Source organism: Micromonospora sp. NPDC023644, assembly GCF_040640115.1.
Lineage (GTDB): Bacteria > Actinomycetota > Actinomycetes > Mycobacteriales > Micromonosporaceae > Micromonospora.
The window spans coordinates 171,301-198,041 of sequence record NZ_JBFABA010000007.1 but is presented as its reverse complement, the minus strand read 5'-3'; the positions used below and the strand labels follow the sequence as shown (position 1 = coordinate 198,041).

The 26,741-nt window shown below is 74.4% G+C and carries 30 protein-coding genes, 1 tRNA gene and 1 riboswitch; of the genes, 6 read left to right on the top strand and 25 right to left on the bottom strand.

Annotated features, from left to right (window positions below):
- Positions 1-18: 18 nt before the first annotated feature.
- A complete protein-coding gene (locus tag AB0G08_RS08795; RefSeq protein ID WP_358085115.1) occupies positions 19-1,242 on the bottom strand; it encodes a chorismate-binding protein in 1,224 nt (407 codons plus the stop codon).
- A 96-nt stretch (positions 1,243-1,338) separates the two neighbouring features.
- Here AB0G08_RS08795 and AB0G08_RS08790 point away from each other — a divergent pair, with 96 nt between their 5' ends.
- Positions 1,339-1,539 carry a DUF5999 family protein gene (locus AB0G08_RS08790; RefSeq protein ID WP_089000314.1) on the top strand — a complete coding sequence of 67 codons (201 nt, stop codon included), beginning with the start codon at positions 1,339-1,341 and terminating at the stop codon, positions 1,537-1,539.
- A 126-nt stretch (positions 1,540-1,665) separates the two neighbouring features.
- Here AB0G08_RS08790 and gcvP read toward each other — a convergent pair whose 3' ends face one another.
- Together gcvP and AB0G08_RS08780 are read right to left on the bottom strand one after the other, a co-directional pair.
- Positions 1,666-4,512 carry an aminomethyl-transferring glycine dehydrogenase gene (gene gcvP, locus AB0G08_RS08785; protein WP_358085112.1) on the bottom strand — a complete coding sequence of 949 codons (2,847 nt, stop codon included), beginning with the start codon at positions 4,510-4,512 and terminating at the stop codon, positions 1,666-1,668.
- 74 nt (positions 4,513-4,586) lie between these two features.
- Positions 4,587-4,685: riboswitch (glycine riboswitch) on the bottom strand.
- A 51-nt stretch (positions 4,686-4,736) separates the two neighbouring features.
- Complete coding sequence (locus tag AB0G08_RS08780) at positions 4,737-5,612, bottom strand: NAD-dependent protein deacetylase (RefSeq protein ID WP_358085110.1); 876 nt, start codon at positions 5,610-5,612, stop codon at positions 4,737-4,739.
- Between the two features lie 93 nt (positions 5,613-5,705).
- Here AB0G08_RS08780 and AB0G08_RS08775 point away from each other — a divergent pair, with 93 nt between their 5' ends.
- Entirely contained in the window at positions 5,706-6,365 is a 660-nt protein-coding gene (locus AB0G08_RS08775) for an NAD(P)H-binding protein (RefSeq protein WP_358085108.1), read from the top strand.
- Between the two features lie 10 nt (positions 6,366-6,375).
- Here AB0G08_RS08775 and AB0G08_RS08770 read toward each other — a convergent pair whose 3' ends face one another.
- From AB0G08_RS08770 to AB0G08_RS08700, 15 genes are all read right to left on the bottom strand, one after another.
- Positions 6,376-6,999 (bottom strand): hypothetical protein, encoded by a 624-nt coding sequence (locus AB0G08_RS08770; protein ID WP_358085106.1) that lies wholly within the window; start codon positions 6,997-6,999, stop codon positions 6,376-6,378.
- On the bottom strand, positions 6,996-8,252 hold the full coding sequence (locus AB0G08_RS08765; protein WP_358085103.1) for a globin domain-containing protein: 1,257 nt from the start codon (positions 8,250-8,252) through the stop codon (positions 6,996-6,998). The genes AB0G08_RS08770 and AB0G08_RS08765 overlap by 4 nt, the downstream gene beginning before the upstream one ends.
- Before the next feature lie 3 nt (positions 8,253-8,255).
- The gene (locus tag AB0G08_RS08760) at positions 8,256-9,470 is read right to left on the bottom strand and encodes a nitric oxide synthase oxygenase (protein WP_358085150.1); all 1,215 of its coding nucleotides are present in this window, start codon (positions 9,468-9,470) and stop codon (positions 8,256-8,258) included.
- A gap of 340 nt (positions 9,471-9,810) precedes the next feature.
- Positions 9,811-10,395, bottom strand: a complete 585-nt coding sequence (locus tag AB0G08_RS08755; RefSeq protein ID WP_357873946.1) for a MerR family transcriptional regulator — start codon at positions 10,393-10,395, stop codon at positions 9,811-9,813.
- 189 nt (positions 10,396-10,584) lie between these two features.
- Positions 10,585-11,049: a bifunctional nuclease family protein gene (locus AB0G08_RS08750; protein WP_101409915.1), complete on the bottom strand. Its 465-nt coding sequence runs from the start codon at positions 11,047-11,049 to the stop codon at positions 10,585-10,587.
- Between the two features lie 176 nt (positions 11,050-11,225).
- Positions 11,226-11,927 carry a MerR family transcriptional regulator gene (locus AB0G08_RS08745; protein ID WP_357874051.1) on the bottom strand — a complete coding sequence of 234 codons (702 nt, stop codon included), beginning with the start codon at positions 11,925-11,927 and terminating at the stop codon, positions 11,226-11,228.
- 50 nt (positions 11,928-11,977) lie between these two features.
- Positions 11,978-12,430 (bottom strand): FHA domain-containing protein, encoded by a 453-nt coding sequence (locus AB0G08_RS08740; RefSeq protein WP_089000305.1) that lies wholly within the window; start codon positions 12,428-12,430, stop codon positions 11,978-11,980.
- 214 nt (positions 12,431-12,644) lie between these two features.
- Complete coding sequence (gene gcvH, locus AB0G08_RS08735; protein WP_358085100.1) at positions 12,645-13,025, bottom strand: glycine cleavage system protein GcvH; 381 nt, start codon at positions 13,023-13,025, stop codon at positions 12,645-12,647.
- A gap of 54 nt (positions 13,026-13,079) precedes the next feature.
- A complete protein-coding gene (locus AB0G08_RS08730; protein ID WP_358085097.1) occupies positions 13,080-14,138 on the bottom strand; it encodes a DUF881 domain-containing protein in 1,059 nt (352 codons plus the stop codon).
- A gap of 10 nt (positions 14,139-14,148) precedes the next feature.
- Positions 14,149-14,481, bottom strand: a complete 333-nt coding sequence (locus AB0G08_RS08725; protein ID WP_089000302.1) for a small basic family protein — start codon at positions 14,479-14,481, stop codon at positions 14,149-14,151.
- Positions 14,478-15,422 carry a DUF881 domain-containing protein gene (locus AB0G08_RS08720; protein WP_358085094.1) on the bottom strand — a complete coding sequence of 315 codons (945 nt, stop codon included), beginning with the start codon at positions 15,420-15,422 and terminating at the stop codon, positions 14,478-14,480. Before AB0G08_RS08720 ends, AB0G08_RS08725 begins: the two co-directional genes overlap by 4 nt.
- Complete coding sequence (locus AB0G08_RS08715) at positions 15,419-15,997, bottom strand: CDP-alcohol phosphatidyltransferase family protein (RefSeq protein WP_358085147.1); 579 nt, start codon at positions 15,995-15,997, stop codon at positions 15,419-15,421. Before AB0G08_RS08715 ends, AB0G08_RS08720 begins: the two co-directional genes overlap by 4 nt.
- 381 nt (positions 15,998-16,378) lie before the next feature.
- Positions 16,379-16,849, bottom strand: coding sequence for a MarR family transcriptional regulator (locus AB0G08_RS08710; RefSeq protein WP_358085091.1), 471 nt, complete (start codon positions 16,847-16,849; stop codon positions 16,379-16,381).
- Between the two features lie 53 nt (positions 16,850-16,902).
- Complete coding sequence (locus AB0G08_RS08705) at positions 16,903-18,081, bottom strand: PP2C family protein-serine/threonine phosphatase (protein ID WP_358085089.1); 1,179 nt, start codon at positions 18,079-18,081, stop codon at positions 16,903-16,905.
- A 173-nt stretch (positions 18,082-18,254) separates the two neighbouring features.
- Positions 18,255-19,001: an SAM-dependent methyltransferase gene (locus tag AB0G08_RS08700; RefSeq protein WP_358085086.1), complete on the bottom strand. Its 747-nt coding sequence runs from the start codon at positions 18,999-19,001 to the stop codon at positions 18,255-18,257.
- A gap of 119 nt (positions 19,002-19,120) precedes the next feature.
- Here AB0G08_RS08700 and AB0G08_RS08695 point away from each other — a divergent pair, with 119 nt between their 5' ends.
- The 3 genes from AB0G08_RS08695 to AB0G08_RS08685 all read left to right on the top strand — a co-directional run bounded on the left by AB0G08_RS08695 (position 19,121) and on the right by AB0G08_RS08685 (position 20,772).
- Positions 19,121-20,002 (top strand): universal stress protein, encoded by an 882-nt coding sequence (locus AB0G08_RS08695; protein ID WP_358085083.1) that lies wholly within the window; start codon positions 19,121-19,123, stop codon positions 20,000-20,002.
- An 81-nt stretch (positions 20,003-20,083) separates the two neighbouring features.
- Complete coding sequence (locus AB0G08_RS08690) at positions 20,084-20,296, top strand: phosphatidylethanolamine-binding protein (RefSeq protein WP_101409922.1); 213 nt, start codon at positions 20,084-20,086, stop codon at positions 20,294-20,296.
- A complete protein-coding gene (locus AB0G08_RS08685; protein ID WP_358085080.1) occupies positions 20,293-20,772 on the top strand; it encodes a hypothetical protein in 480 nt (159 codons plus the stop codon). The genes AB0G08_RS08690 and AB0G08_RS08685 overlap by 4 nt, the downstream gene beginning before the upstream one ends.
- Here AB0G08_RS08685 and AB0G08_RS08680 read toward each other — a convergent pair.
- Positions 20,769-20,972: a hypothetical protein gene (locus tag AB0G08_RS08680; RefSeq protein WP_121398373.1), complete on the bottom strand. Its 204-nt coding sequence runs from the start codon at positions 20,970-20,972 to the stop codon at positions 20,769-20,771. The genes AB0G08_RS08685 and AB0G08_RS08680 overlap by 4 nt on opposite strands.
- Positions 20,973-21,093: 121 nt before the next feature.
- Between AB0G08_RS08680 and AB0G08_RS08675 the strand changes: the two genes are divergently transcribed.
- Positions 21,094-21,741 carry a hypothetical protein gene (locus AB0G08_RS08675; protein ID WP_358085077.1) on the top strand — a complete coding sequence of 216 codons (648 nt, stop codon included), beginning with the start codon at positions 21,094-21,096 and terminating at the stop codon, positions 21,739-21,741.
- 6 nt (positions 21,742-21,747) lie between these two features.
- Here AB0G08_RS08675 and AB0G08_RS08670 read toward each other — a convergent pair whose 3' ends face one another.
- From AB0G08_RS08670 to AB0G08_RS08645, 6 genes are all read right to left on the bottom strand, one after another.
- Positions 21,748-21,918, bottom strand: coding sequence for a hypothetical protein (locus AB0G08_RS08670; protein ID WP_165947846.1), 171 nt, complete (start codon positions 21,916-21,918; stop codon positions 21,748-21,750).
- Between the two features lie 66 nt (positions 21,919-21,984).
- Complete coding sequence (locus AB0G08_RS08665) at positions 21,985-23,283, bottom strand: hemolysin family protein (protein ID WP_358085074.1); 1,299 nt, start codon at positions 23,281-23,283, stop codon at positions 21,985-21,987.
- Between the two features lies 1 nt (position 23,284).
- On the bottom strand, positions 23,285-23,482 hold the full coding sequence (locus AB0G08_RS08660; RefSeq protein ID WP_350687479.1) for a hypothetical protein: 198 nt from the start codon (positions 23,480-23,482) through the stop codon (positions 23,285-23,287).
- 40 nt (positions 23,483-23,522) lie between these two features.
- Entirely contained in the window at positions 23,523-25,286 is a 1,764-nt protein-coding gene (gene selB / locus AB0G08_RS08655) for a selenocysteine-specific translation elongation factor (RefSeq protein ID WP_358085071.1), read from the bottom strand.
- Between the two features lie 2 nt (positions 25,287-25,288).
- A complete protein-coding gene (selA, locus tag AB0G08_RS08650; RefSeq protein ID WP_358085068.1) occupies positions 25,289-26,593 on the bottom strand; it encodes an L-seryl-tRNA(Sec) selenium transferase in 1,305 nt (434 codons plus the stop codon).
- 20 nt (positions 26,594-26,613) lie between these two features.
- Positions 26,614-26,709: transfer RNA gene (locus tag AB0G08_RS08645), tRNA-Sec, on the bottom strand.
- Positions 26,710-26,741: the final 32 nt, after the last annotated feature.

Below are 26,741 nucleotides of genomic sequence, written 5' to 3'. Positions count from 1 at the left end.
CGCAGCGCCCGGCGCCGGTCAGCGGGCGGCGAGCGCGGCGCGCACCGGGGCGGCCTTCGCGGCGGCCTCGGCGACCTCGGCTTCGGGGTCGCTGCCCCAGGTGATGCCCCCGCCCGCCCACACGTGCACCCGGTCGGCGTCCACGGCGGCGGTGCGGATGGTCAGGCCCAGGTCGATGCGCCCCGGGGCGACCCAGCCGAGCGCGCCCATGCTGGCGCCCCGACCGACCGGCTCCAGCGTGGCCACGCGGTCCAGCGCGGCGAGCTTCGGAGCGCCGGTGACCGAGCCGCCGGGGCAGACCGCGCGCAGCAGGTCCGCCAGGCCGAGCCCGTCGGCGACCGCCGCGGACACCGTCGACTCCGCCTGCCACAGGTCGCACCACCGGCGTACGGCGAACAGTCCGTCGACCCGCACGCTGCCGGTACGCGCGACGCGGGCCAGGTCGTTGCGCTCCAAGTCGACGATCATCACGTGTTCGGCGCGTTCCTTGGCCGAGGCGAGCAACTCGGCGCGGCCGGCGGCGGTGGCCGGCCGGGTGCCCTTGATCGGCCTGGTGATCAGCCGCCCCTCGGCGAGCTCCACCAGGGTCTCCGGGCTGGCGCAGCCGATCGCCCAGCCCCGCCCGACGAGGGTGCCGCCGTAGCGGGCGCCGGGCAGCGCGGCGAGCCGGCCCAGGGCCGGCAGCGGGTCGCCGGTGTAGCGGGCGGCGGCGTGGCCGACGAGGTTGACCTGGTAGACGTCGCCGCGGCCGATCGCCGCGCGGACCGCCGTGACGGCGTCGGCGTGCTGGCGGGGCGTCCAGCTCTCCGCCCAGTCGCCGCGCCACCAGGGCGCGCCGGGCGGCGCGGTGGGTCGCGGCGCGGCCGGGCCGTGGCCGTAGACGACCACGGCGACCTCCGGCAGCGCGGGGGCGGGGTTGGCGGCGCCGGTCGGCGCGCCGACCAGGGCCGCGCCGGCGGCGGCGGAGACGTAGAGGGCGGCCCCGCACACCCCGGTCGCGTCGTGGCGGCCGGCGGGGCGGGCCAGGTCGTGCAGCGGCAGGCCGTGCGCGGCGAGGAACTCCTCGGCCCGCGCCGCCGGGTCCCCGCCGTCGGCCGGGCGCCACTGCCAGCGGGCCCGCTCGACGAGCGTGCGACGGCAGCCGGGCGGCGCCGCCGGCACCCGGACCCCTAGCCCTGGAAGCGTTTCCACGACGTCCGGCCCATCGCCCCTCATCCGTTCAGTGGATTTCGCAAAAACCACGCGCATACCTGCTCGATGCCGGCCGCTTTCGCTTGGTACTGTGCGTCACTGGTCATGTGAACCATGACACAGTGCCCCCACAGTCCGGAGATCCCGATGTGCCAGCACCAACCCACCTGCCCCTCCGCCGAAGCGACCGACCGGGAAGCCGCCCGGGTCCTCGCCTGCTTCCCTGAGCAGGGCTGGAGCCTGCTCTGCAACGGTGTCATCGTCTTCGAGGACACCGGCGAACTGCTCCCCGACGGCAGCAGCATCGCCCCGCACCGCGGCCCCGCCCGACACGCCCTCGTCGCCTGACCTGTCACGCTCCGTCACGCACGTCAGACACGTCGATCCAGGCTAGTCCCCCCGGTCGGGACACCCCCCGCCCGGGTCGGCGCACCCGCCGGGGCGGCACCACGACCGCCCCGGCGTCACGCGACGTCAGCTCTCGAACGCCTCCGGCGCCGGGCAGGAACACACCAAATTCCGGTCGCCGTACGCGCCGTCGATGCGCCGCACCGGCGGCCAGTACTTGCCGGCCCGGTCCACCCCGCCCGGGTACGCGCCCACCGACCGCGGGTACGGGTGCGGCCACTCGTCCGCGGACACCATCGCCGCGGTGTGCGGGGCGTTGGCGAGCGGGTTGTCGCCGGCCGGCCACTCCCCCGACCCCACGCTGTCGATCTCGGCCCGGATGGCGATCATCGCGTCGCAGAACCGGTCCAGCTCGGCCAGGTCCTCGCTCTCGGTGGGCTCCACCATCAGCGTCCCCGCCACCGGGAACGACATCGTCGGCGCGTGGAACCCATAGTCGATCAGCCGCTTCGCCACGTCGTCCACGCTCACCCCGGTCGCCTTCGTCAGCGGCCGCAGGTCCAGGATGCACTCGTGCGCCACCAGGCCCTTGTTGCCGGCGTACAGCACCGGGAAGTGCCCACGAAGCCGCGCCGCCACGTAGTTCGCCGCCAGCACCGCCACCCCGGTCGCCCGGACCAGCCCCGCCGCGCCCATCATCCGCAGGTACGCCCACGGGATCGGCAGGATCCCCGCCGACCCGTAGCGGGCCGCCGAGATCGCCGGCCGGCCGTCGACGTGCGCGCCCAGCGGGTCGCCCGGCAGGAACGGCGCCAGGTGCGCCCGCACCGCCACCGGACCCACCCCCGGGCCGCCGCCACCGTGCGGGATGCAGAACGTCTTGTGCAGGTTCAGGTGCGACACGTCCGCCCCGAACTTCCCCGGCTTGGCGAACCCGACCAGCGCGTTGAGGTTCGCCCCGTCGACGTACACCTGCCCGCCGGCGTCGTGGACCTTCGCGCACAGCGACGCGATGCCCGTCTCGTACACCCCGTGCGTCGACGGGTACGTCACCATGATCGCCGCGAGGGCGTCCCGGTGCTTGTCGATCTTCGCGTCGAGGTCCACCAGGTCGATGTTGCCCCCGTCGTCGCAGCCCACCACGACGACCCGCATGCCGGCCATCACCGCGCTGGCCGCGTTGGTGCCGTGCGCCGACGACGGGATCAGGCACACGTCCCGGTGCCCCTCGCCCCGGTCGCGGTGGTAGGCCCGGATCGCCAGCAGACCCGCCAACTCGCCCTGCGAACCGGCGTTGGGCTGCACGCTGACCGCGTCGTAGCCGGTCACCTCCGCCAGCCACCCCTCCAGCTGCGAGATCATCTCCCGGTAGCCGGCGGTCTGCGCGTCGGGCGCCAACGGGTGGACGTGGGCGAACTCCGGCCAGCTCACCGGCTCCATCTCGGTGGTGGCGTTGAGCTTCATCGTGCACGACCCCAGCGGGATCATCCCCCGGTCCAGGGCGTAGTCGAAGTCCGACAGCCGCCGCAGGTAGCGCAGCATCGCCGTCTCCGAGTGGTGACTGCGGAACACCGCGTGGGTGAGGAAGTCCGACGTACGGGCCAACGCCGCCGGCAACGCGCCCTCGACCGGCGCGTCCGCCACGGCCACCGGCCGCCCGGCGACGGTGGCCCCGAACGCCTCGCACACCTTCCGCAGGTGCGAGACGGTCGTCGTCTCGTCGCAGGACACCCCCACGTGGTCGGCGTCGACCAGCCGCAGGTTCACGCCCCGGGCAGCGGCGTCGGCGACGACCGCCTCGGCGCCACCGGCCACCCGCACCAGGACGGTGTCGAAGAACGCCTCGTGCACCACCTCGACGCCGTCCACACCCCGCAGCGCCGCCGCCAGCCGGGCCGCCATGTCATGGGTACGGCGGGCGATCTCCCGCAGCCCGTCCGGCCCGTGGTAGACGGCGTACATGCCGGCCATCACCGCCAGCAGCACCTGCGCGGTGCAGATGTTGCTGGTCGCCTTCTCCCGCCGGATGTGCTGCTCACGCGTCTGCAACGCCAGCCGGTACGCAGGGTTGCCGTCCGCGTCACGCGACACCCCGACCAGCCGGCCGGGAAGCATCCGCTCCAGCCCCGCCCGTACCGCCAGGTAGCCGGCGTGCGGGCCCCCGAAGCCCATCGGCACCCCGAAGCGCTGGGTGGTGCCGGCGGCGATGTCGGCGCCGATCTCCCCCGGCGCCCGCAGCAGCGTCAGGGCCAGCAGGTCCGCCGCCACGGTGACCAACGCCCCGACCGCGTGCGCCGCCTCGACCAGAGCCGCCTGGTCGCGCACCGCCCCGGACGCCCCCGGGTACTGCAGGTGCAGGCCGAAGAACTCCGCCGGCAGCTCGTCGCGCTCGGTGTCGACGATCCGCACGTCGATGCCGAGCGGCTCGGCCCGGCTGGTGATCACCGCGATGGTCTGCGGCAGGGTGTCGGCGTCAACCACGTACACCGGGCTCCTGCTCTTCGACGCGCGCCGGGCGAGGGTCATCGCCTCGGCCGCGGCGGTGCCCTCGTCGAGCATCGACGCGTTCGCGGTGGCCAGCCCGGTCAGGTCGGTGACCATGGTCTGGAAGTTCAGCAGCGCCTCCAGCCGCCCCTGGCTGATCTCCGGCTGGTACGGCGTGTACGCCGTGTACCAGGCCGGGTCCTCCAGCACGTTGCGGCGGATCACCGCCGGGGTGTGCGTGCCGTGGTAGCCCAGACCGATCATCGACACCACGACGGTGTTACGGGCCGCCAGGGCCCGCAGCTCGGCGAGGGCGTCGTGCTCGCTGGCCGGCTCCGGCAGGTCCAGGGTGCCGTGCCAGCGGATCACCTCGGGGATCGCCGCGTCCATCAGCTCCTCGATCGAGCCGTAGCCGACGGCCTCCAGCATCCGGCGCTCGTCGTCCGGATCCGGGCCGATGTGGCGGGCGGCGAACTGCTCTGCGGTCATGGGCGGCGCTCCCGGGGGGCGAGGTCGACAGGTCGGCCTCCCCCTCTGTCGCGCCCGCGAGGCGCTCCACAGTGCCTGCCCACGAGGTCCTTTTGCCTGAGAGGTTCCGGGGAGGATTTGCCCCTTCGGCGCCGCCCGGGATGCTGCTGGGCGGTCTCTCCCACGTGGGTGCTGCCGGCATGGTCAACGCTACCAGCGCCGCCCCGCCCACCGGAGGTCGGCCGCTACCGGCCCACCCCCGTCAGCCCCGCCGCCACCGCACCCGGGCCGGCGCCGCCGGCCGCCCGGTCGGCCAGCGCCGGCAGCAGCCGGCCCAGCGGCGCGTCGACGGTCAACGCCGCGTACCCGTCGCCCCGGGTCGGCCCCTGGTTGACGATCACCACCGGGACGCCCAGCTTCGCCGCGCGCAGCACGAACCGGCGACCCGACATCACCGTCAACGACGACCCCAGCACCAGCAGCAGCCGCGCCCGGCCCACCAGGTCGAAACAGCGCGCCACCCGGGGCGCCGGCACCGTCTCACCGAAGAACACCACGTCGGGCTTCAGCATGCCGCCGCGGCAGAACGTGCAGTCGACCGTACGGAACGCCGCCACCTCGTCGTCGGCGAGATCCACGTCACCATCCGGGTTGACCGCCGCGACCCGCGCGTCGAACCCCGGGTTCGCCTCCCGCAGCCGCCGGTCCAACTCCTCCCGGGACGTCTGGTTGCCGCAGTCCAGGCACACCACCTCGTCGAGGCGGCCGTGCAACTCCACCACCCCCGCGCTGCCCGCGGCCGTGTGCAGCCCGTCCACGTTCTGCGTGATGATCCCGTCGACCAGCCCACCGCGTTGCAGCCGCGCCACCGCCCGGTGCCCCTCGTTCGGGGCCGCCCGCGCGATCACCCGCCACCCCAGGTGACTACGCGCCCAGTAGCGCCGCCGCGCCTGCGCGTCGCGCGTGAACACCTGGTACGTCATCGGGGTGTGCCGCCGCGCCGCGCCACTGGGCCCCCGGTAGTCCGGGATGCCCGACTCGGTGGACAGGCCCGCCCCGCTCAACACCACGACACCCCCGCCGGCCACCAGGCCAGCCAGCGCGTCGACCGTCTCCGTCACCCGTCCATGCTGCCTCAGGCAGCCGCCCCGCGGCGAACACCCGGGCACCGCCGACCGGCCGCGCCGCACCGCGACGACGGCTAGGTTGGCGGTATGCGCGTCGTCATCGCCGGAGGCCACGGCAAGATCGCCCAGCTGACCCACCGCGAACTCGCCGGCCGCGGCGACACCGCCGTCGGCCTGATCCGCAACCCCGACCACGCCGCCGCGCTGCGCGCCGCCGGCGCCCACCCCGTCGTGGCCGACCTCGAACACGTCGGCGTCGACGAACTCGCCGCGCACCTCCACGACGCCGACGCCGTCCTCTTCGCCGCCGGCGCCGGCCCCGGCAGCGGCGCCGCCCGCAAGGACAGCGTCGACCGGGCCGCCGCCGTCCTGCTCGCCGACGCCGCGCAACGCGCCAACGTCCGCCGCTACCTGCTGCTGTCGTCGGTGGGCGTGGAGGACGAACCATCCGCCGGCACCGACGAGGTGTTCGCCGCGTACCTGCGGGCCAAGAGGGCCGCCGAGGACGACCTCACCGGCCGCGACCTCGACTGGACGATCCTGCGCCCCGGCCGGCTCACCGACGACCCGCCCACCGGGCGGATCACCCTCGCCCGGCACGCGCCCCCCGGCGCCGTGACCCGCACCGACGTCGCCCGGGTGCTGGTCGCCCTGCTCTACCACCCGCGCAGCGCCGGCGTGATCCTGGAGGTCGTCGGCGGCGACACCCCCATCGCCGACGCCGTCGCCGCCGTCGACCGGCGCTGACCCGACGCCGCTACTCGCCGACCACGGCCCGCAGCTGCGCGCTGACCGCCCCGGCCGCCGCCGCGTCGGCCCGCAACTGCTCCGACTGCTCCGACAGGTACGCCTGCCACCGGCTCAGCTGCTGCTGCGCCGTCGCCACCGCCGCCACCAACGCCGCCTGCCGGCCCTCCAGCTCCCGCACCTGCCGCGGCAACTCCTCGCCCCCCGCCGGCCCGGCCACACCCCCGGCCAACACGTGCGCCTCCGCGATGATCTCCTCGGCCTGCCGCCGCGCGTCGGCGATGATCTCCGCGCCCTCCGCGCTGGCCTCACTGATCGTCCGGTTCGCCTCGTCCTGCGCCCGCACCGCCAGCTCGATCACCATCGGATCCGGCCCCTGCGGGGCGGTGCTGGGCAACGCGCCGTGGCGCAACATCTCCACCTGCCGCGCCAGAGCCTCGTTCTCCCGCCGCAGCCGGTCCACCTCACCACCCAGCAACGCCACCCGCTCGTCCGCCGACCGGACCAGGCCGGCGACCTGGTCGGCCGACAGCCACCGGCTGCCCCGGAACCGACGCGCCTCCAACGCGGCCACAGCCCGGGTCAGCTCACCGTGCGGATCGGCGACCACCCGATCGCCGTGATCAATGCTCATCGCGCACCCGTCCAACTCAAGTCGCGGGGTGCGGCGGAAGCCGCACCTGTCCAAGTCAAATCGGACGGCGCGGCGGCAGCCGCGCTCGCCAGAGGCGGATAGAGGGAGTGATCGTAGCTTTCGGTCAGGATCCGCTCCGGCGGCACACCCGACGCGGCCAGGGCGCTGATCGTCTCCCGGGTCATCTCCGGGCTGCCACACACGAGCACCTCGGTGTCCCGCCACGGACCCAACCGCGCCGCGGTGTGACCGGCCGTACCGATCGCACCCTGCCACTGCCAGCCGCTCTCCACCGTCGGCACGTACCGCAGCCACCCACCGACCTCACCGGAGCGCCACGACCCCGCCAACTCCCGCAACGCCCGGTCGTCATACAGGTCGTCGGGCGTCTTGCCGCCCACCACCAGAGTCGTCGGACGCCCCGGTCCCTGCTGCAACGCCTCCACCACCGCCCGCAACGGCGCCAGCCCGGTACCCCCGGCCACCAGCAGCAGCGGCAGATGCGGCGACCGGTCGTACGACGCCAACGCCTCACCCACCGGCAACCCCAACAGCAACTGGTCGCCCTCGCGCACCTTGCGCACCAGGTGGGTGGAGAACCGTCCCGTGGCGCGCACGTGGAACTCGATCGTCCCGTCCGGACGCGGCGCGTTCGCCGGCGACAGATAGCGCCACGTCCGCAGCTGCGGCACCTGCACCGGCAACGACTGCCCCGGCAGGTACTCGCACAGGTAGTTCGGGCGGACCGTGAACACACACACGTCGGACCGCCGCCGCTGCACCCTGAGCACCTCCGCCTCCCAGTACGGCGGTGACGTCCGCACCGCCTCCGCCGCACCGGTCAGCATCAACCGCGCCACCAACTCGTACGCCGCCGCCCACTCCGCGCGCAACGCCGGCGTCCACCGTGGCCCGAGGAACCGCTCCAACGTCAACAGCAACGCCTGCCCCACCTGGCTGTAGTGCCACTCCGCCATCGGCACCGGCCGCCCCTGCCGGTCCTCCCCCCGGAACCGGCGGTGGTCAGCCCCCAACCGCTGCGCAAACGACGTCACCACCCGCTCGTCGTCGATGTGGGTGATCACATGCCCCAACGCCGCGAGCAGCTTGTCCTGCTGATACTCCATGTTGGTCGGAAACATCGTGCGGACCTCGGGCGCGATCACGAACAACGTCGCGTAGAAGTGCTTCGCCGCCTCCGGACCAGCCACGCAGAACTGCGCCCAACTCTGGCGTAACGCTGCGACATCCATGCCTCAGCCCTCCTGCCGGCGAGCGACGTCATGACGCTGCCGCAGGGACGGCTGCGCCACGCCCGACGTCCCGTACGCACGGTCCGCCTGCCACAGGTTCGGGTTCGGGATCCCCTCGTCGTAGTAGCGGTGGTGCACGGCGTGCAACGCCGCCCACCCCACACTGCCGTTGAGCCACGACCAGTCACCATGCACCGGCCGACCCGCCCGCTCCTCGAACTCACAGAACCTCATGAACTGCTCCGATTCGGTGTGCGGGTCCGACACCCGCACACCGGCCAGCCGGAACGAGTGCAACACCGCCTGGTTGATCACCAGCACGGCGTGCTCGCGCCACAGATTGTCCTCACGGGAGGTGTCCAACCCCAGCCCCCGGGCCACCGGCAGCAACTGGTCGTAACGGTCCCGGTCACCCATGTTGCGGGTACCGATCTCGTCACTCAGATAGTGACCGTTGAATGGGGCACAGCTGTAATCCACCCCACCGATCCGCAGGCGCATGTTGCTGATCACCGGCAGGGCATGCCAGCGCAGCCGCAGATCCTCGAACCACGGATGGTCCGGATGCACCAAGGCGACCTCCCGAACGAGATCCCGGGACACCTCCACCACCGTCGGGTCCTCGTACGCCGTCTCGATCACCCATGGCAACAGGTCGAACCGGCCCGGGACCACCGGCGGACGCCACCCCAGACGCCGCGCCGCATCGGTCATCGCCACCTGCGCCGGATCACCCCGCACCGACCCGTCCTCCAGCCGATGCCCGCAGTACCGGATCAACTGGTCGTTCCAGATCCGCGCCCGCGGACCCACCCCCGGCCGGTCGGGCGCGAACACCGTCATCACCGACTGGATCCGCCCGCCGTTGTCCGCCACCGCCAGGTGCTGCGCCAACTCCTGCGAGATGCCCGCCACCGTCGTCACCCCGCGCCGGTCCCGGACCTTCAGCCCCGCCCACCGGACCCGCCCCACGCAACGCACCGACTGCCGCCAGGCGACCTTCGCCCCGTACGCCAACTCCTCCGTGGTGTGCCGGTACGTGCCGGTCAGCGCGATCTCCTCCCGGACCTCCGCGATCCGCCCGATCAGGCCCGGCAGCCGCCGCTCCGCGTGGTAGAGCTGCAGGAACTCGACGGCCTCCGCCGCGACGTCCTCCACCAGAGGCTCCTGCGCCCGGGAGGCATGAGCCACCGGGCAGCCCGAGGCGTTGCCGTCCACGGCACGCTCACCGGCAGCCAAGACCATTGCGTCGACGTGATAGTCAGTCTGCACTCTTGTCTAAATCCGATCGTCGGGCAGGCGTCGCCGCCGCCTTCTGCGTCGTCCCGTACAGGTTCGCCGAACCAACCCGCCACATCACCGAGGGTGATATGCGCGCAGAAGATCGCGAACGCCGCACACAGGATTCACGCAGACGCAATGACTGTCAACCAGGCGACTCGTGCCCAAGGCGTCCACTGTCGGCATTTGCCTCCGAGCAGGCCACATTGGACATCACCGCAGCGGCTCCCGGCTGCCCGCAACACCAACGAGGCACGCCCCGGCCAGCCGCCGGAGATCAACCAGCCCGACGCCGCGCCCGACGCGCCGCCAACTCGTCACCCACCGGATCCGCCGCCACCGGCGGCTCCGCCGGCGTCGCCGGCTCAGACGGCAGGTGCGACAGGGAACCCTGGATCTCCTTGAACGCCCCACCGATCGCGATGCCGAACACGCCCTGGCCACCCTGCAACAGGTCGACCACCTCCTCCGGCGACCGGCACTCATACACGGTCGTGCCATCGGAGATCAACGTGATGCCCGCCAGATCCGCCACCCCGCGCGAGCGCAGCGCCTCGATCGCCTTGCGGATGTTCTGCAACGACACCCCGGCGTCCAGCAGCCGCTTCACGACCTTCAGGACCACCAGGTCCCGGAACGAATACAACCGCTGCGTGCCCGAACCCGAAGCGTCACGCACACTCGGCACCACCAATCCGGTACGGGCCCAGTAGTCCAACTGGCGGTAGCTGATCCCCACCGCGTGGCAGGCCGTCACGCCCCGGTACCCCACGGCACCGTCACCCTCGGTCGCCCAACCCGGCGGCGCCACACCCGGCTCGTCCAGCTCCGTACCCGGATCGGGATCTCGCGGCTCGTGCATCCGGACAACCTCCCCGCCAGTGCGGTGACACGTCGTTTCCGGGACGTGCACCCCTCGACAACGGCAACCCTATAGCCGCCTTCAGGAATTGCCCCGCAGGAACCGTCGCGACACGCCGCCACGACCAACGAAGATCACCCACAGCCCCGGAACATCACCGAACGTGACGCCCCGGGGCGAGGACCGGAATCAGCCGGCGAAGTCCTCCGGACGCACCTGGTCCAGGAACTCGCGGAACTTCTCCACCTCGTCCTCCTGCTCGTCCGGGATCACGATCCCCGCCTCGCTGAGGACCTCCTCGGCACAACGAATCGGCGCACCGACCCGCAACGCCAACGCGATGGAATCACTCGGCCGGGCCGACACCCGCACCCCGTCCCCCAGCAACAGATCCGCGTAGAAGACGTTCTCCTTCAACTCGGTGATCTCCACCGCCCGCAACGGCGCCTTCAACGCCGCCAACACGTCCCGCAGAAGATCATGGGTCAGCGGCCGGGCCGGCTTGACCCCCTGCTGCTCGTAGGCGATCGCCGTCGCCTCGACCGCACCGATCCAGATCGGCAGATAGCGGTCCCCCTCGACCTCCCTGAGCAGGACGATCGGCTGGTTGCTGGGCAGCTCCACCCGAACTCCGACCACGCTCAGCTCGCGCACCGCCGCCTCCGTGTCGTTGTCACCTACGCCGCACCGCGCCCTTCCCTGCACGGTACACGGACCGCGACACGGCCGTCCCATGCGCTACCCGCACACGCCCGCGCCAGAAAGGGGTTACCCCGGCAAGCCTACGACACGCTTCCCGGGGAAGATCTTTCCGCACGGCCCCCGCCGGATCACCGACCCAACGTCGACCGCAACCCCACCCGCACCAACGCCGCATGCAACTGCTGCGACAGCGCCACCAACTCCCGCGCCGTCTCCGCCGCCCGCGCCCGCGCCGCCGGATCACTCTGCCGCGCCAACGGCGCCACCAACTGCGCGAACAGACCGACCTCCCGATCCGCCGCCGTCCGGAAGGCCCGCAGGTGCCGCGGCTCCAACCCGTACGCCGCCAGACCCGCCACCGCCCGCGCGATGATCAACGCGTCGCCGTCGTACCAACCCGGCGGATCCGACACCACCACACCGAGCCGCTCCAACTCGCCCAGCGTCGACTCGTCGATCCCGCTGCGCGCCACCAGATCCGTCCGGCCGAGCCGCACCTGCGGCGACCCGGCCGGCTCCTCCGGCGCCCGCCCCGGAACCTCACCGTCCGGACCCACCGCCACCAACGTCGGCCGCTGCCGACCCGGCGACTCCCCGGACGCGTCCCACTGCGCCAACTGGTCACGGATCACCCGCAAAGGCAGGTACTGGTCCCGCTGCGCGGTCAGCACGAACCGCAACCGCGCCACATCGTCCCAGCTGTACTTCCGGTAACCCGCCGCCGTCCGCTGCGGCTCCACCAGACCCTCGGCCTCGAGGAACCGCAACTTCGAAATGGTCACGTCCGGGAAATCGACCCGCAGCTGACCCAGCACCTCGCCGATGCTCATCAACGGACGGGCGCGGGCCGCCTCGGGCGGCGTGGAGGCCGCAGGCTCGTTCACCCCCGGCCGGCCCCCTCCTCGGGACGCGGACCGGCGATGAACACCACCCGGAACTTGCCGATCTGCACCTCGTCACCATTGCTCAACGTGGCCGCCTCGACCCGCTCCCGGTTCACGTACGTGCCGTTCAGGCTCCCGACGTCCCGCACCGTGAACGTGCCACCGTCACGGTGGAACTCGGCGTGCCGCCGCGACACCGTCACGTCGTCGAGGAAGATGTCACTGTCCGGGTGCCGACCGCTCGTCGTCACGTCGTGATCCAACAGGAACCGGGCACCCGCGTTCGGACCCCGGCGAACCACCAGCAGCGCCATACCCGGCGGCAACGAACCGGACATCCGGCTCGGCACCACATCGGTGTCCGGCCCCTCCAGCACTTCGTCGAGCGAACCGAGATTGAGCGTCGAAGTGACGTCGAGTGGGGGGAACTCGTCGTCTGGGCGCGTCATGGGACCACCTCACGGATCTGTTCGGTCGGCGTCGGGTAATGGCGGGTCTGGCCGCCGGGCACTCCAACACCCGGCGGCTGGCTCCCCGTGCCCGGAAAGGCAATTCCGCAACGCTGAACTATTTGATTCTCGGTCGACTGGGCGAGCCTAGCCAGCGCCGAAATGCAGGGCAACCGGACGCGCGGAACACCCGCCGCGCCCGGAGGGGACGCACTCAGCTCTCGGTGAGCTCACGATACGCGTCCGCGGACAGCAGGCCGTCGACCGCCGCCGGATCGTCCGGGGTGATCTCCAGCAACCAACCCGCACCGTACGGATCGGTGTTGATCACCTCAGGGGTGTCGCCGAGCGCCTCGTTGCGCGCCGCCACCGTACCGCTGAGCGGGGCGTAGATCTCCGACACACTCTTGGTCGACTCGATCTCACCCAGCGACTCACCCGCCGCCACCACCGCACCGGAATCGGGCAGCTGGACGTACACGATGTCACCCAGGGCGTCCTGCGCGAAGTGCGTGATGCCGACCCGGACAGTGCCGCCGCCGTCACCCGCCACCCACTCGTGTTCGGCGGTATACCGCAGATCCTCAGGAATCACCAGACGCGTCCTTCATCCATCGGCGCACCGGAAACCCGGTGCGAGCCGCGCCGGTCAGGAGACCGGACGGGCGTGTTCCAGCTTGATCGGCGCGTGCAGCGCCGAAACCTCGGCAGCCTCACGATCCTCGACGATCAACTTACCGCCGTCACCCGTCACCGACGCCACCACCCCGCCGGGAATGTTCAAGGCCGTACGCATCGTCGCCGGATCACCGATCACCGTGATCGTGAACGGACCCGTCAACCGACGCCCGTCCACCACCAACGCCCCGCCCTCCCCGTCCAGGAAGAACGTCGACGCGATGATCCGCACCGTCGCCCGGTCACCACCGGAGATCTGCATCGCCTCCGCGCCCGCGCCCCGCAGCTCCTGCACCGCGTCCAGCACCCGCGACGCCGAGATCGGCTTCTCACCCGCCTCGAAACGCACCGACAGCCCCGGCCCCGTCGCCGGCAACGTCCCCGCCAGGATGCCCAGCTCGTCGGCCCGCCGCGTCGCCTCCTCCAACGCCGCCTGCCGCCCCTGCTGGCCCGAACGCAACTGCCGCTGGCTCTCCTCCAGCGTCGCGATGTCCTGCCGCAGCCGGACCTCCCGCGAGTTCAGGTCGTAGAGGATCCGCACCAGGTCCTCCTGCCGCGTCGCCGCCACCGTCGGATCCGTCGACGTCGTCTTGAGCTGCACCACCAGCGTGAACCCCAGCAACGCCAGCAGCGCCGCGATCATCACCCCGGCCGAGCTCACCCGCCGCCGCGGCGTCCCGCCGCCCCCGGACACCGGCTGCGTGACCGCATCGCCGGGCATCGGCTGCGCGACGCCGCCCTCGGGCACCGGCTGCGTGCCGGCACCGCCGGGCACCGCCGGCGCGACGGCACCCGCACCGGCGGCGTGGCTCAGGTCCACCGTCTCGCCGTCGTCGGGCTCCCGCACGGCAGGCTCCCGCACCGGCGGCTCCACCGGCGGCGCGGACCGCTCCGGCGCCAACGGGCTCAACTCGTCCGGATCCGGCGCGTCCGGCCGCGGATCGGGCTCCCCCGCCGGACCCGCCGGCCGCCCCGGACCCGCCGGCTGCGGCCAACCCGTGCCCGTCTCCGTGTGCTCGTCGCTGCTCATCGCCACCAACCTACGCCCGGAACAGGTGCCGACGGATCGCCGCCACGTTTCCGAAGATCCGCACCCCGAGCACGACCACCACGCCGGTGGAGAGCTGACCGCCCACCCCCAACTGGTCGCCCAGATACACGATCAGACCCGCCACCAGCACGTTCGAAATGAACGACACCACGAACTGCTTGTCGTCGAAGATCCGGTCGAGCTTCGCCCGCACCCCGCCGAACACCGCGTCCAGCGCGGCCACCACCGCGATCGGCAGGTACGGCTGCAACGCCGTGGGCACCGTGGGGTCGAGCCACACCCCGAGGACCACACCGGCGAGCAACGCCAGCACCGCGATCATCGACCACCTCCGGAGGGGCTGGGAGACGTCCTCGAACCGGCCGGCCCAGGACTGACGGACTCGTCGGCCCCCGACGGCGACGGCGTCGGGCTCACCGAGGGCTTCGCGTAGCGTAGCCGCGGGTCCGGAGCGGCCGGCAGGGTGAGGTCCTCGGCCTCCCGCACCCCGAACGACACCCCGGTCTCCTCGGCCACCTTCCGCATCGTCAACGCGCTGCGGCTGTCCTCGTACCGGTCCCGCATCGACCCCGGCCCGATCGCCGACACCTCGTACGGCCCGGTCACCGGCCGGAAGTCCACCAGGATCGCCTGCCCCGCCGAGCGGATCGTCGACATCGCCGTCAACCGCTGACCGTTGATCGAGATCGCCTCCGCCCCCGCCGCCCACAGGTCGTTGGTCACACCCTGCAGATCGGTGTAGATCACCCGGGGCGGACCCACGTCCGCGCCGGTCACCGCGTCCGGATTCTGCGGCGCGTCCGCCAGGCGCACCACCACGCCGTCACCGCGCACCCGCCCCAGGCCGGTGCCCGCCTCCAGGTTGTGCAGCCGCGCCGCCTCCGAGCCACCCAGCGCCGCCGCCCGCTGCCGCGCCACCTCCGCCCGCAGCTCGTCGGCCCGCACCGACAACCGGTCGGTCTCGCTCTCCCGCTGCTTGATCTGCTCGACCAGCCCCGAGCGGGCCTGACTGCGCCCCGGCTCGGCCTCCAGCGTCTGCCGGTACGCCACCGCGAACAGGAAACCCAGCAGCAGCACCACCACGAGGCTCACGGAGCGCGCCGACCAGCGCCGCCACCCCGGGGCCGGCGCCTGCCGCTCCCGACGCCGGGCCGCCGCGTCGGCGTACCCGGGATCCAGCGGGTTGCGGAACAGCTCGGTGAGGAAGTCCGGGGCGTACACCCGGTCGGCGCGTGGCCGCCCGTCGCCCGGCGCACCCGTCATGCCGGCGCTCCCCCGGTCCGTACCGCCCTGACCAGCCGGCTGGCCTGCACGACGTAGAGCGCGCCGGCCACCCAGTAGAGCACCAGGCCCCACCAGGCCAGGCCCCAGCCGATCGCCCCCGCCACGGTCGCGGCGCCCGGCACCGCCGCGGCGAGCAGCAGGACCGGGAAGGCGGCCAGCAGCAGGAAGGTCGCGGTCTTGCCGACGTAGTGCACCGGCGGCGGGCCGTACCCGTGCCGGCGCAGCACCGCCAGCGAACCGAGCAGGAGCAGTTCCCGGGCCAGCAGCGCCGCGGTGAACTGCCACGGCACCACGTCCCGCGCCGTGAAGGCGAGCAGGGTGGCGAGGATGTAGAGCCGGTCGGCCAGCGGGTCGAGCAGCTCCCCCAGCCGGCTGACCTGGCGCATGCGGCGGGCGACCCAGCCGTCCACCCAGTCCGTGGTGCCGCCGACGGCCAGCACCACGAGCGCGGCCACGTCGGCGTGCGCGACGAGCAGCAGGTAGAGGAAGAGCGGCACGCCGAGCAACCGGACGAAGCTGATGACGTTCGGCAGCGTGAGGACGCGGTCGCCCACGGCCGACCCGCTCGTGCCGGCGGTGGCCTCCGGGTGCTCTTCCCGAGCCGGCGGACGCGACACCGAACCTCCTCCGCGACGCGCTCCGCCGCCCGGCCGAGGACGGGCGGCGCGGAGAACGTGGCCGCTGTCGGGCCGGCTGACGCCGGCGTCCCCTGCGGTCCCCGTACGGGACCTTCGCCTGACACGGCCCGCGATCGTGACGATCACGGGCCGGCTGATTGCGCTGCCACTATATCGGGCTCTCGCGGTCCGCCCCGGGCTCAGGCGTGTCGTCCCGCCGCGGCGGGACGGTTGTGTGTGGCGTGTCACCACGCGTAAGGCATCCTAGGACACTAGTGGGACGGTTCGGGACGGCTCGGATGAAGGGGGAACCGCCGGTCAGGCGGTGCGGGTCGAGGAGTCGGCCGGCGACTCGACCGTCGCGGCGGCGGCCGCGCGCTCGAAGGCCACCAGCGCCAGCAGCAGCTCGTGCTGCGCCCGACCGGGCATCCGGTCCAGCACAGCCTGCACCGCACGGTGCCGGCGCTCCTGCAGCTCGCGCAGCAACGTCTCGGCGGCGGGGGTCGGCAGCAGCCGCACCTCCCGCCGATCGCGGGGGTCCGGCACCCGGCGCAGCAGCCCGATGGCCTCCAACCGGTCGCAGAGCCGGCTCGCCGAGGACGGTACGACGTCCAGCAACTCGGCCAGGCCGTTGACGTTGGTCTCCGGCCGGCCGCTGATCAGCGACAGCACCCGCAGCTGCGTCGGCGAGACGGCCATCTGGTGCCGGGACACCGCCGAGTCGAGCACACCGACGAGCGCCTCGGCGGCGGCGCCGACCGCCGCGGCGAGATTCGGAGGTCGCTCCACCCGGTGTCCCCTGCGATCGTCCCGCTCGTGCCCTGCCGTGGCGACGACGGCTCTCACCCGTCGCCCCGCCCGGCGGAACCACGCCAGTCCAGGCAGACGACGACCGCGTCGTCGCGCAGGTCGGCATCCGCGTGCCAGGCGTGCAGTTCGCGCATCACCGTACCAACTGACTCCGCCGGCGGCTGCAGCCGCGTGGACCGCATCGCCCGCGCCATCGCCCGATCCCCGTACGCCCCGCGGTCACCGGGGTCGGCGGCCCACACCCCGTCGCTGACCACGAAGAGCCGGTCCCCCGGTTCCAGGTCGAACTCCTGGACGTCGTAGCGGGCCTCGGCGAACATGCCCAGCGGCAGCTGCTGCTCCAGCTCGATGGGTGTCACCGTGCCGCCGCGCAGCCGCAGCAGGTGCGGGGAGCCGGCGTCCACCGCCCGCACCCGGCCGGTGACGGTGTCCAGTTCGAGCAGCAGCGTGGCCACGTAGCGGCGGCCGCGGTGCTGGTAGAAGACCGTGTCGGAGGCCAACTCGGCCTGCTCGACGAGGCCGCCCCCGGAACGCCGGGCGTTGCGCAACGCGTTCACGGTGACGGCGGTCAGCAGCGACGCCGCCAGCCCGATGCCGGTGCCGTTGAGCACCGTGACCGTGAGCCGGTCGTCGTCCACGGACCAGTCGAAGTGGTCCCCGCCAACCGTGTACGCCGGCTCCAGCTGGCCGGCGAGCTCGAACGCCGCGTGGCTCACGCCGCGTCCCGGCAGCAGCTCCCACTGCATCTCCGCGGCCATGCTGAGCCGTTCCCGCCGGCGGATCCGGCGGTACCGGTCGGTCTCCCGGTCCGCCGCGCGCAGCACGACGGCCAACTCACCGGCGATGTCCGCGGCCCGCTCGACGACGTCCGGGCCGACCGGGCCGGGCAACTCGACCAGGAGCACGCCCAGTCGCTCCCCCCACACCGACAGCGGCAGGTAGAGCCGGCACGGGCCGTCGGCGTCGGCGTCGGTCACCGGCTGCTGGCTGCTGAAGCAGCGCTGCGCCACGGTGTGGCAGGCGAGGAAGCCGCCGTCGGCGAGGTCGGTGTCCAGCACCGGCCAGAGCCCGGTGATCCGATAGTCGGCGATGAACACGTCCGTCCGGGAGGCGCCGAGCGCGGACCGGATGGCCCGGTCCGCCGCCTCCACCACCCGGTCGGGCGGGGCCGCACGAAGCGCACGCGAGACCTGGCCCGGTGCCTCCAACATGATCATCCTCCGGAAAGCTTGCCGTAGGGCAAGCATCATACGGAGGCCCCTCCCCCGTCCTCCGGGCGGGCGGGCGGAAAGACGCCGTCGCGGCGGGGCGTACGCACGGCGCGGGGCGCCGACGTCGCCTCGGGCGGCGCCGGCGCTGGCCGGGTGCTGCGGTGGACGGCCGGTCAGGCCGCCGAGCGGACGGCGAGCCCGCCGTGGAAGGCGTCCGGCACCTGCGCCGGCGGGCCGTCCGGACGCCACCGGTCGATCGGGACGATGCCGTCGTCGGTGGGCGTCCAGCGGCCCAGCAACCGCGCGAACGCGGCCGGCGGGCGCATCCGGAACGCCGGCCCCATCATCGCGAGGGCCTCCGGGAAAGCGGCCAGTTCCTCGGTGTCGAAGTCGACGGCGAGCAGACTGCCCGGCGCGGTGGCCTCGTAGAGCTCGTCGAGGGTGCGCGCCAGCGTCTCGTCGTCCAGGAACGCGGCCAGGCCGAGGAAGACCACGCCGACCGGTCTCCTCCCCCACCCCGGCACGAACCGGTGCAGCTGGGCGCGGTCGACCGTGCCGATGTCGGTGGCGTCGCCGTAGCCGTAGCCGGCCCGGTCGCTGCCGGCCAGCAGGCGCTGGCCGAGGCGGATGGCGACCGGGTCGACGTCGGTGTAGAGCACCGTGGCCTCCGGGGCGACCTCGTGCACGTTGCCCATGGTGGGCACCCCGGCGCCGAAGACGAGGAAGCTGTCCACCCCTTGCGCGGCCATCGCCCGGACCGTCCGGCCGAGAAAGGCGCGCAGCTCGCGGAAGACCGGCGCGCACGGCCCGTACGCCCGCTCGAAGTCGCGGGCGGCGGCGACGTCGACCGGGAAGTGGTGCTCCCCGCCGAGCCAGAAATCGATCATTCGCGCGGTGCTCGGCTGGTCCGGCTCAACCATCGACGACGCTCCCTCCCCGGTGGGCGTGGACAGCGTACCCACCGGTCGGGCTGCGCGGTATCGGCCCGCCGACAGGCCGCCGGCCGCGATACTGGCCGGGAACCGGCGGGAGGTGGGCGGTGAACTCGGCGAACGGCGCGGCGGTGGTCGTCGGCGTGGACGGCTCGGAATCGGCGCTGCGCGCCGTGCGGCTCGCCGCCGTCGAGGCGGCCCGCCGGCACCGGCCGCTGCGGATCGTGCACGCCTTCATCTGGCCCCTGCTGCACGTGCCCGTCGGCGCGCCCGCCGGCGGCCCACCCGGCGCCGGACTGCGGCACCAGGCCGAACAGGTCGTCACCGCCGCGACGGACGAGGCCGAGGCCGCGGTGCCCGGGCTGCGGATCTCCGGCGAGATCATCGACGGCGAGGCCGCCGCGGTGCTGCTCGGCGAGTCGCCGTCCGCCGCGATGATCGTGCTCGGCGACCGCGGCCTCGGCGGCTTCTCCGCCCTGGTGGTCGGGTCCGTCGCGGTGCAGGTCGCCGCGTACGCCGACTGCCCGGTGCTGGTCGCCCGGGGCACCGACCACCCCGACGGGCCCGTGGTCGTCGGCGTGGACGGCTCCGAGACGGCGCGACTCGCCGCGGAGTTCGCCATCGAGGAGGCGTCGGTGCGCGGCGCGGCGCTGGTCGCGGTGCACGCCTACCGGCATCCGACCTCCACCGGCCCCGGGGACATGCGGCCACTGGTGTACGACGACACCGAGCTGCGGTCCGAGGAGGAGCGGGTGGTCGCCGAGTCGCTGGCCGGGCTGACGGAACGGTGGCCGGACGTGCCGGTCAGCCGGGAGACCACCCGGGGCCGCGCCACCACCGTGCTCGCCGAGGCGTCCCGGCGGGCCCAGCTGCTGGTGGTCGGCCGGCAGGGGCGCGGCGAGCTGACCGGGCTGCTACTGGGCTCGGTGAGCCAGTCGCTGCTGCACCACGCCGACTGCCCGGTCGCGGTGATCCGCGCGCCACGCTGAACCGGTCGCGGGGTTGGTCGCGGCGCGGGCGGGTAGACGACCGCGGTACGCCAACGGCGACGACGACCGGAGGAGGCAGTGATGCCAGGACCACGGCCGGGCAGCAACGCGTACGACAAGCAGCGGGCGCGCATCCGGAACGCGATCGACGATTCGGGACGGCGGGTGCCGGACGACAAGGCCAACGACGTGGCCAACCGGATCCTGCAGTCCGACCGCGGACAGCGGGGCGTCGTACGCGGTGAGCGGGTCTACGGCCCCAAGGGCGAGCGCGAACCGGGCGACCCGAAGTGAGGGCGGCGGGCCTGGCCGACGGGGCGATCGCCGGCGCCGTCGGCAGCACCGCCCTGAACGTGGTCAGCTACCTCGACATGGTGGTCCGCGCGCGGCCGGCGAGCAGCACCCCGGAGCGCAGCGCGGGGCGGGTGGCCGAGGTGGCACACGTGGGTCTGGGGCCCGAGGACCGGGCGGCGAACCGCCGCTCGGGCCTCGGGCCGTTGCTCGGCTACGGGCTCGGCGTCGCCGCGGGAGTCGGGTACGCCCTGCTCGCCCGGGGCCGGCGGATGCCGCTGCCGCTGGCCGTCGGGGTGCTCGGCGGCGGCGTGATGACGATGTCCGACGGGTCGATGACCCTGCTCGGGGTGACCGATCCGCGCACCTGGCACCGGTCGGACTGGCTGGCCGACATCGTGCCGCACCTCGCGTACGGCGTGGCGGCCGCAGCCACCTGGAACCGGCTGCGACCGCCCGCCTCGGGCCGGGGCTGTTAGCCCCCGGCGCTCTCGTCGTCGGCGACGGGCTCGGTGGCCGGGCCGTACGGGGACACCTGCCCCCGCGGCACCGGCCGCCCCTCGTCGCCGTGCGACGAGCCGCGGTTGAGCGGGTGCCCGGTCGGGCGCGGGCCCTTGCTGTCCTGGCTGGTGGCGCCCTTGTTGTTGCGGCGGAACTCCTCCTGCTGCGGGTTCACCACGGCTCTCTCCTTCCGGGGTCCGGACCGTGTCCGACGTCGGTTACCCGCCCGCCCCGACCGCATACCCGCCGGGGAGCACGCTCGCAGGGGTGGCCGGGCGCAGGGCGGGTACACCCCGAGGATGGGCGACGACCGGAAGGTGGCACGGGTCCTGCTGGACCGGCGGGGCCGCACGTACGCCGAGGAGGCGGGCATCACGCTCGCCGACCGGCCCGCCCCGCTCTACCAGCTGCTGGTGCTCGCCACGCTGCTGAGCACCCGCATCCGGGCGGGGGTGGCCGTGGCGGCCGCGCGGGAACTCTTCGCCGCCGGCTACCGGACCCCGCAGGCGATGGAGGCGGCGAGCTGGCAGGACCGGGTCGACGCGCTGGGCCGGGGCCACTACCGCCGCTACGACGAGCGCACCTCGACGATGCTCGGCACCGGGGCCCGGCTGTGCCTGGACCGCTGGCGGGGCGACCTGCGCCGGCTGCACCGCGACGCCGGCGGCGAACCGGCCGGGCTGCGCCGGCTGCTGACCGAGTTTCCCGGCATCGGCCCCACCGGCGCGGACATCTTCCTGCGCGAGGCGCAGGTGGTCTGGCCGGACCTGCGACCGTTCGCCGACCGGCGGGCCCTGGCCGGGGCGAAACGCCTCGGCCTGCCCGGCTCGGCGGAGCGGCTGGCCGGGCTGGTCGACCCGGCCGACTTCGGCCGGCTCGCCTCGGCGCTGGTGCGGGTGGCCCTCGGCGAGGAGTCCGCCGGGGAGGTCACCCGCGCCGCCGCGTGACGGGGCCTACTTGGCCGTCTTGTCGCCCGGCTTCGTCAGGTGCCACACCAGCAGCGCCGCCAGCAGCGCGAGCACGACGAGGCCGCCGGACACGCCGCGGCCGTCCTCCTCGCTGCGGCCGGTGGTGCCGAAGTAGATCACCGCGAGCCCGGCCAGCACCGTGACGAACGTCCGCATCCCTCGGTCCTTCACACCCCGGACGGTAGGACCCGACCCGCGCCGGACGCAGCCGTTTCGTCCGTTTCAACCCGGGCGGGTGTCGGGTCGGGGGCCGGTGGGGAAGCCGCGCAGCCGGACCCGACGGATCGTCCGGCCGGAGACCTGCACCACCTCGACGGTCAGCCCCGGCAGGTGCACGGTCTCCCCCGGGCCGGTCGGCAGGTGCCCCAGCCCGGTCAGCACCAGGCCGGCCACCGTCGTGTACTCCCGCGACGGCCGGAAGTGCAGACGCACGCCGACGTCGGACAGGTCGTGCAGCGGGAAGTCGCCGGGCACCAGCAGCGCACCGTCCGGTTCCCGGATCACCCCGGTCACGTCCCGGTCGGTCTCGTCGTACAGCTCCCCGACGACCTCGGCCAGCAGGTCCTCCATCGTGATCATGCCGTCGACCCCGCCGTGCTCGTCGACGACGAGGGCGAGCTGCTGGTGGCACTGCCGCAGCTCGCGCAGCGCGTCGGAGACGGGCAGGGTGCCGGGCAGCAGCAGCGGCGGACGGGCCCGGTCGGCGACCGTCGCCGAGTCCGCCTCGACGAGCTCGCGGATGTGCACCACGCCCCGCACCTCGTCCAGCCCACCCGGCCCGACGACGGGGGCGCGGGAGCGGCCGGCGGCGGCGAGCCGGCGCAGCCCGTCGGCGGCGGGCAACGTCGCGGGGAGCACCGTCACGTCCAGCCGGGGCACCAAGATCTCCCGCAGCGTCCGGCCGGCGATGTCGAACGCGCCGGTCAGGATCTCCCGCTGCTGCGCGGACAGGCCCCGTTGGCTGACCAACATCTCCCGCAGCTCGTCCTCGGTCATCTCCGTCCGGCTGGCGCGCGGGTCGCCGCCAGCGAGCCGCACCACCCCGTTCGTGGCCTTGCTGAGCAGCCAGACCGCCGGGCGCGACAGCCGGGCCAGCAGGTCCAGCGGGCCGGCGCTGACCAGCCCCCAGCGCTCCGCGCGCTGCATCGCCAGCCGCTTCGGGGCCAGCTCGCCGACGACCAGGGTGACGAACGTCAGCAGCACGGTGACCAGGACGACCGCGACGCCGCGCGCGGCCCCGCCGAGGAAACCCAGCGGCCCGACCAGCGGCTCGGCCAGGGAGACCGCGGCGGCGGCGGAGGCGAGGAACCCGGCGAGGGTGATGCCGAGCTGGATGGTCGCCAGGTACCGGTTGGGGTCGCGCACCAGCCGGGCCAGCCGCTCCCCCGACCCGCTGCGCCGGCCCAGCTGCCGCACCTGCCCCTCGCGCAGCGTCACCAGCGCCATCTCGCTGCCCGACAGGGCCGCGTTGATCAGCACCAGCACCGCGACCAGCGCGAGCTGACCGAGCTGCGCCCCCATGTCAGTCGACCTCCAGGTCATCGAGGGAGATCTTGTGCGTCATCAGCCACCGGGCCAGCGCCGACATCCCGAACAGCCACAGCGGCGCGGACTCGGTGGTGCCGTTGGTGGCGAAGATCGCGAAGCGCAGGTCCGGCGCCCGGTACGCCTCGATGCGCCATTTGTGCTGCTTGTCCCGCCAGACCGCGGAAGGGTCCATGGCGCCACGCTAGGCGACCACCGGCCCCGCCGGGGCGGCTTCAGGACCGGGCCGTGACCACGACCCGCGCGTCGTCGGGCAGCCGCCGGGTGACGCCGCGACGGTCCAGCAGTTCCAGCAGCGGCACCGCGACCCGGCGGGTGGTGTCCAGCGCCCGCCGGGCGGCGCTGAGCGTGAACGGCTGGGGCAGCCCGGCCAGCACCCGCACGGCGTCGTCGGCCGCGCCGGGCAGCAGCACCACGTTCTCGGCGAGGCGCAGCAGCGCCCCCGCGCGCACGGCCGCGCCGATCTCCCGGGGACCCAGCCCCAGGTCGGCGAGGCGCTCGGCCTCGGGGGCCCGGAACGGGCGGTCGGCGTACTCGGCGCGGACCCGGGCCACGGCCCGGGCCACGGGCTCCGGCAGCGCGTCGGCCGCCGACGCGGTGACCCGGCCGGCGCGCAGCCGCAGCGGCGGCCGGACCAGCGCCTCGACCAGCGCCCGCTCGGGCAGGCCGAGGCGCTGGCGCAGCAGCTCGACCGGCGCGCCCGGCTCCAGCGGGTGCTCCCGGGCGTGCCGGGCGACCTCCTCGACCATCCGGACGCCGAGGCCCCGCCAGTGCTCCGGGTCCGCCAGCCAGTCGCCGGCCACCGGCCGGCCGGTGCCCTCGACCCCGGTACGGAGCAGGTCGGCGGCCCGCGCCAGCCCTCGCCGGCGCAGCTCGCCGGCCAGATCGGGGCGGCCGTCCACCGTCGCCAGCACGGCCGCGCGGGCGGCCGCCGCGCCCCGGCGGGTCAGCGGCGGCGGCGCCACGTCCAGCACGGTCACCCCGCCCGCGACGTGGTGCCGGCCCGGGTCGCGCAGCAGCGCCCGGTCCCCGACCAGCAGCGGCAGCGGCCGGGCCAGCCGCAGCCGGGCGGTGTCCCGGCCGAGGGGCCGGACCCGGGCCGGCACCGCCGCCGAGCCGATGTGCAGGGTCAGGGTGGCCGGCAGTTGCGCCGTCGGGTCGCCGGCCAGCCGGACGTCCAGCAGGTCGGTGCGGTGGAAGCGGCCGGGGGTGAGCAGCGCGTCGCCACGCCCGAGGCGGTCCCGGGGCGTGCCGCGCAGGTTCACCGCCACCCGGGCGACCGGGGCGACCTCGGGCCGGGCCACGCCGAGGGAGTGCAGGCCGCGTACCCGCACCGCCTCCGCGCCGCCGGCGAGCTCCAACTCGTCGCCCACGCGCAGCCGGCCGGCGCCGAGGGTGCCGGTCACCACGGTGCCGGCGCCCCGGACGGTGAAGGCGCGGTCCACCCACAGCCGCACCGGGGCGTCGGTGCGCGGGGCGGGCAGCCGGGCGGCGAGCCGGTCCAGCGCCGCGCGCAGCTGCGGCAGGCCGGCGCCGGTCACCGCGCTGACCGCGACCGCGTCGACCGCGCCGAGGGAGGTCGCGGCCAGCTCCGCCCGGGCCCGGGCCGTCGCCGGCCCCGGATCGGCCAGGTCCGCGCGGGTCACCACCAGCAGGCCGTACGCCACCCCGAGCGCGTCAAGCGCCGCCAGGTGCTCGGCCGACTGCGGCATCCAGCCCTCGTCGGCGGCCACCACGACCAGCGCGGCGGGCACCGGGCCGACGCCGGCGAGCATGTTCGGCACGAACCGCTCGTGCCCGGGCACGTCCACGAAGGCGACCGTCGCGCCCGAGGGCAGCGTGGTCCAGGCGAAGCCGAGGTCGATGGTCATGCCCCGGCGGCGTTCCTCGGCCCACCGGTCGGGTTCCATCCCGGTCAACGCCCGGACCAGGGTCGACTTGCCGTGGTCGACGTGCCCGGCGGTGGCCACCACGAACACGCTCAGCCCTCCCCGGGCACGCGCAGCACGGCGGCGTGGACCGCCGCGTCGGCGTCGGCGGGCACACAGCGCAGGTCCAGCAGAAGTCGCCCGCGCACCACCCGGCCCAGCACCGGCGGCTCTCCGACGCGCAGCGGAGACGCGTACCGCTCGGGCAGGCTGAGCGCCCACGAGGCCAGCTCGACGCCGGGCGCTCCACCGCCGCCGACGACCGCCCCGGCGGGCACCACCTGCGCCTCGCACCCGTCGGCGGCGAGCGCGTCGCGCAGCCGCTCGGTGCGTGCGCGCAGCGCGCCCGCGTCGGCGTGCAGCGCGGCCCGGGTGGGGGTGGCCGGGTCACCGAGGGTGGCGGCGAGCGCGGCGAGGGTCAGCTTGTCCACCCGCAACGCCCGGGCGAGGGGATGCCGGCGCAGCCGTTCGACCAGGTCGGCGGCGCCGAGCAGCAGCCCGGCCTGCGGGCCGCCGAGCAGCTTGTCGCCGCTGGCGGTGACCAGCGCCGCCCCGGCCCGCAGGGTGCTGGCGGCGTCCGGCTCGGCGGGCAGCAGCGCATCGGGCGCGAGCAGCCCCGAGCCGATGTCGGCGACGACGGGGACGCCGAGGGTGGCCAGCCGCCGCACCGGCACGGCGGAGGTGAAGCCGGTGACCTGGAAGTTCGACGGGTGCACCTTGAGCACGAACCCGGTGCGGGCGCCGATCGCGGCGGCGTAGTCGTCGAGCGTGGTGCGGTTGGTGGTGCCGACCTCGCGCAGCCGGGCGCCGGTGCTCTCCAGCAGGTCGGGCAGGCGGAACCCGTCGCCGATCTCCACCAGCTCGCCCCGGCTGACCACGATCTCGGCGTCGGCGGCCAGCGCGGTGGCGGCGAGCACCAGCGCGGCGGCGCCGTTGTTGACCACGTGCACCGCGCCCGCGTCGGGCACCGCCGCGGCGAGGGCGTCGAGGGCGTCGCGTCCGCGCCGGGCCCGCCGCCCGGTGCGCAGGTCCAGCTCGACGTCGGTGTGCCCGGTGGCGGCGGCGACCGCCGCGACGGCGGCGGGTGACAGCGCGGCCCGACCCAGGTTGGTGTGCAGCACCACCCCGGTGGCGTTGAGCACCGCCCGGGGCGCCGCCGCGGGCAGGGCGGCCAGCGCGGCGTCGCCTACCGCCTCGGGGGCGATCTCGCCCCGGCGGGCGCGCTCCTGGGCGCGGTGGACGGCGGCCTTGACCCGCTCCCGGCCCAGGGCGGTCGCGGCGGTGGCCAGCCGGGGGTCGGCGAGCAGCGCGTCGGTGCGCGGCACCCGCCGGCGCGGATCGGCCGCGACGTCCCCCATGGCCCCTCTTCCACACAGTTTGGCGGAGACGGACGGGAATCGAACCCGCCTGGCCCGGATCCCGGACCACACCGGTTTTGAAGACCGGGAGGGGCACCAGCCGCCTGAACGCCTCCACGCAGCAGTGAACCACAGGCCCGACGGGCGT

Excerpts from the sequence above, each read along its gene's own strand:
- AB0G08_RS08730 (WP_358085097.1), bottom strand. The coding sequence starts at position 14,138 with ATGAGCAGCGACGAGCACACGGAGACGGGCACGGGTTGGCCGCAGCCG.
- AB0G08_RS08690 (WP_101409922.1), top strand. The coding sequence starts at position 20,084 with ATGCCAGGACCACGGCCGGGCAGCAACGCGTACGACAAGCAGCGGGCG.
- AB0G08_RS08745 (WP_357874051.1), bottom strand. The coding sequence starts at position 11,927 with ATGAGCATCGGCGAGGTGCTGGGTCAGCTGCGGGTCGATTTCCCGGAC.
- AB0G08_RS08720 (WP_358085094.1), bottom strand. The coding sequence starts at position 15,422 with ATGACGGGTGCGCCGGGCGACGGGCGGCCACGCGCCGACCGGGTGTAC.
- gcvP (WP_358085112.1), bottom strand. The coding sequence starts at position 4,512 with ATGACCGCAGAGCAGTTCGCCGCCCGCCACATCGGCCCGGATCCGGAC.
- AB0G08_RS08755 (WP_357873946.1), bottom strand. The coding sequence starts at position 10,395 with ATGCACGAGCCGCGAGATCCCGATCCGGGTACGGAGCTGGACGAGCCG.
- AB0G08_RS08770 (WP_358085106.1), bottom strand. The coding sequence starts at position 6,999 with ATGAGCATTGATCACGGCGATCGGGTGGTCGCCGATCCGCACGGTGAG.
- AB0G08_RS08670 (WP_165947846.1), bottom strand. The coding sequence starts at position 21,918 with ATGCGGACGTTCGTCACGGTGCTGGCCGGGCTCGCGGTGATCTACTTC.
- AB0G08_RS08705 (WP_358085089.1), bottom strand. The coding sequence starts at position 18,081 with ATGTTGGAGGCACCGGGCCAGGTCTCGCGTGCGCTTCGTGCGGCCCCG.
- AB0G08_RS08790 (WP_089000314.1), top strand. The coding sequence starts at position 1,339 with ATGTGCCAGCACCAACCCACCTGCCCCTCCGCCGAAGCGACCGACCGG.
- AB0G08_RS08725 (WP_089000302.1), bottom strand. The coding sequence starts at position 14,481 with ATGATCGCGGTGCTGGCGTTGCTCGCCGGTGTGGTCCTCGGGGTGTGG.
- AB0G08_RS08675 (WP_358085077.1), top strand. The coding sequence starts at position 21,094 with ATGGGCGACGACCGGAAGGTGGCACGGGTCCTGCTGGACCGGCGGGGC.
- AB0G08_RS08700 (WP_358085086.1), bottom strand. The coding sequence starts at position 19,001 with ATGGTTGAGCCGGACCAGCCGAGCACCGCGCGAATGATCGATTTCTGG.
- AB0G08_RS08740 (WP_089000305.1), bottom strand. The coding sequence starts at position 12,430 with ATGACGCGCCCAGACGACGAGTTCCCCCCACTCGACGTCACTTCGACG.
- AB0G08_RS08660 (WP_350687479.1), bottom strand. The coding sequence starts at position 23,482 with ATGGACCCTTCCGCGGTCTGGCGGGACAAGCAGCACAAATGGCGCATC.
- AB0G08_RS08775 (WP_358085108.1), top strand. The coding sequence starts at position 5,706 with ATGCGCGTCGTCATCGCCGGAGGCCACGGCAAGATCGCCCAGCTGACC.
- selA (WP_358085068.1), bottom strand. The coding sequence starts at position 26,593 with ATGGGGGACGTCGCGGCCGATCCGCGCCGGCGGGTGCCGCGCACCGAC.
- AB0G08_RS08765 (WP_358085103.1), bottom strand. The coding sequence starts at position 8,252 with ATGGATGTCGCAGCGTTACGCCAGAGTTGGGCGCAGTTCTGCGTGGCT.
- AB0G08_RS08665 (WP_358085074.1), bottom strand. The coding sequence starts at position 23,283 with ATGGGGGCGCAGCTCGGTCAGCTCGCGCTGGTCGCGGTGCTGGTGCTG.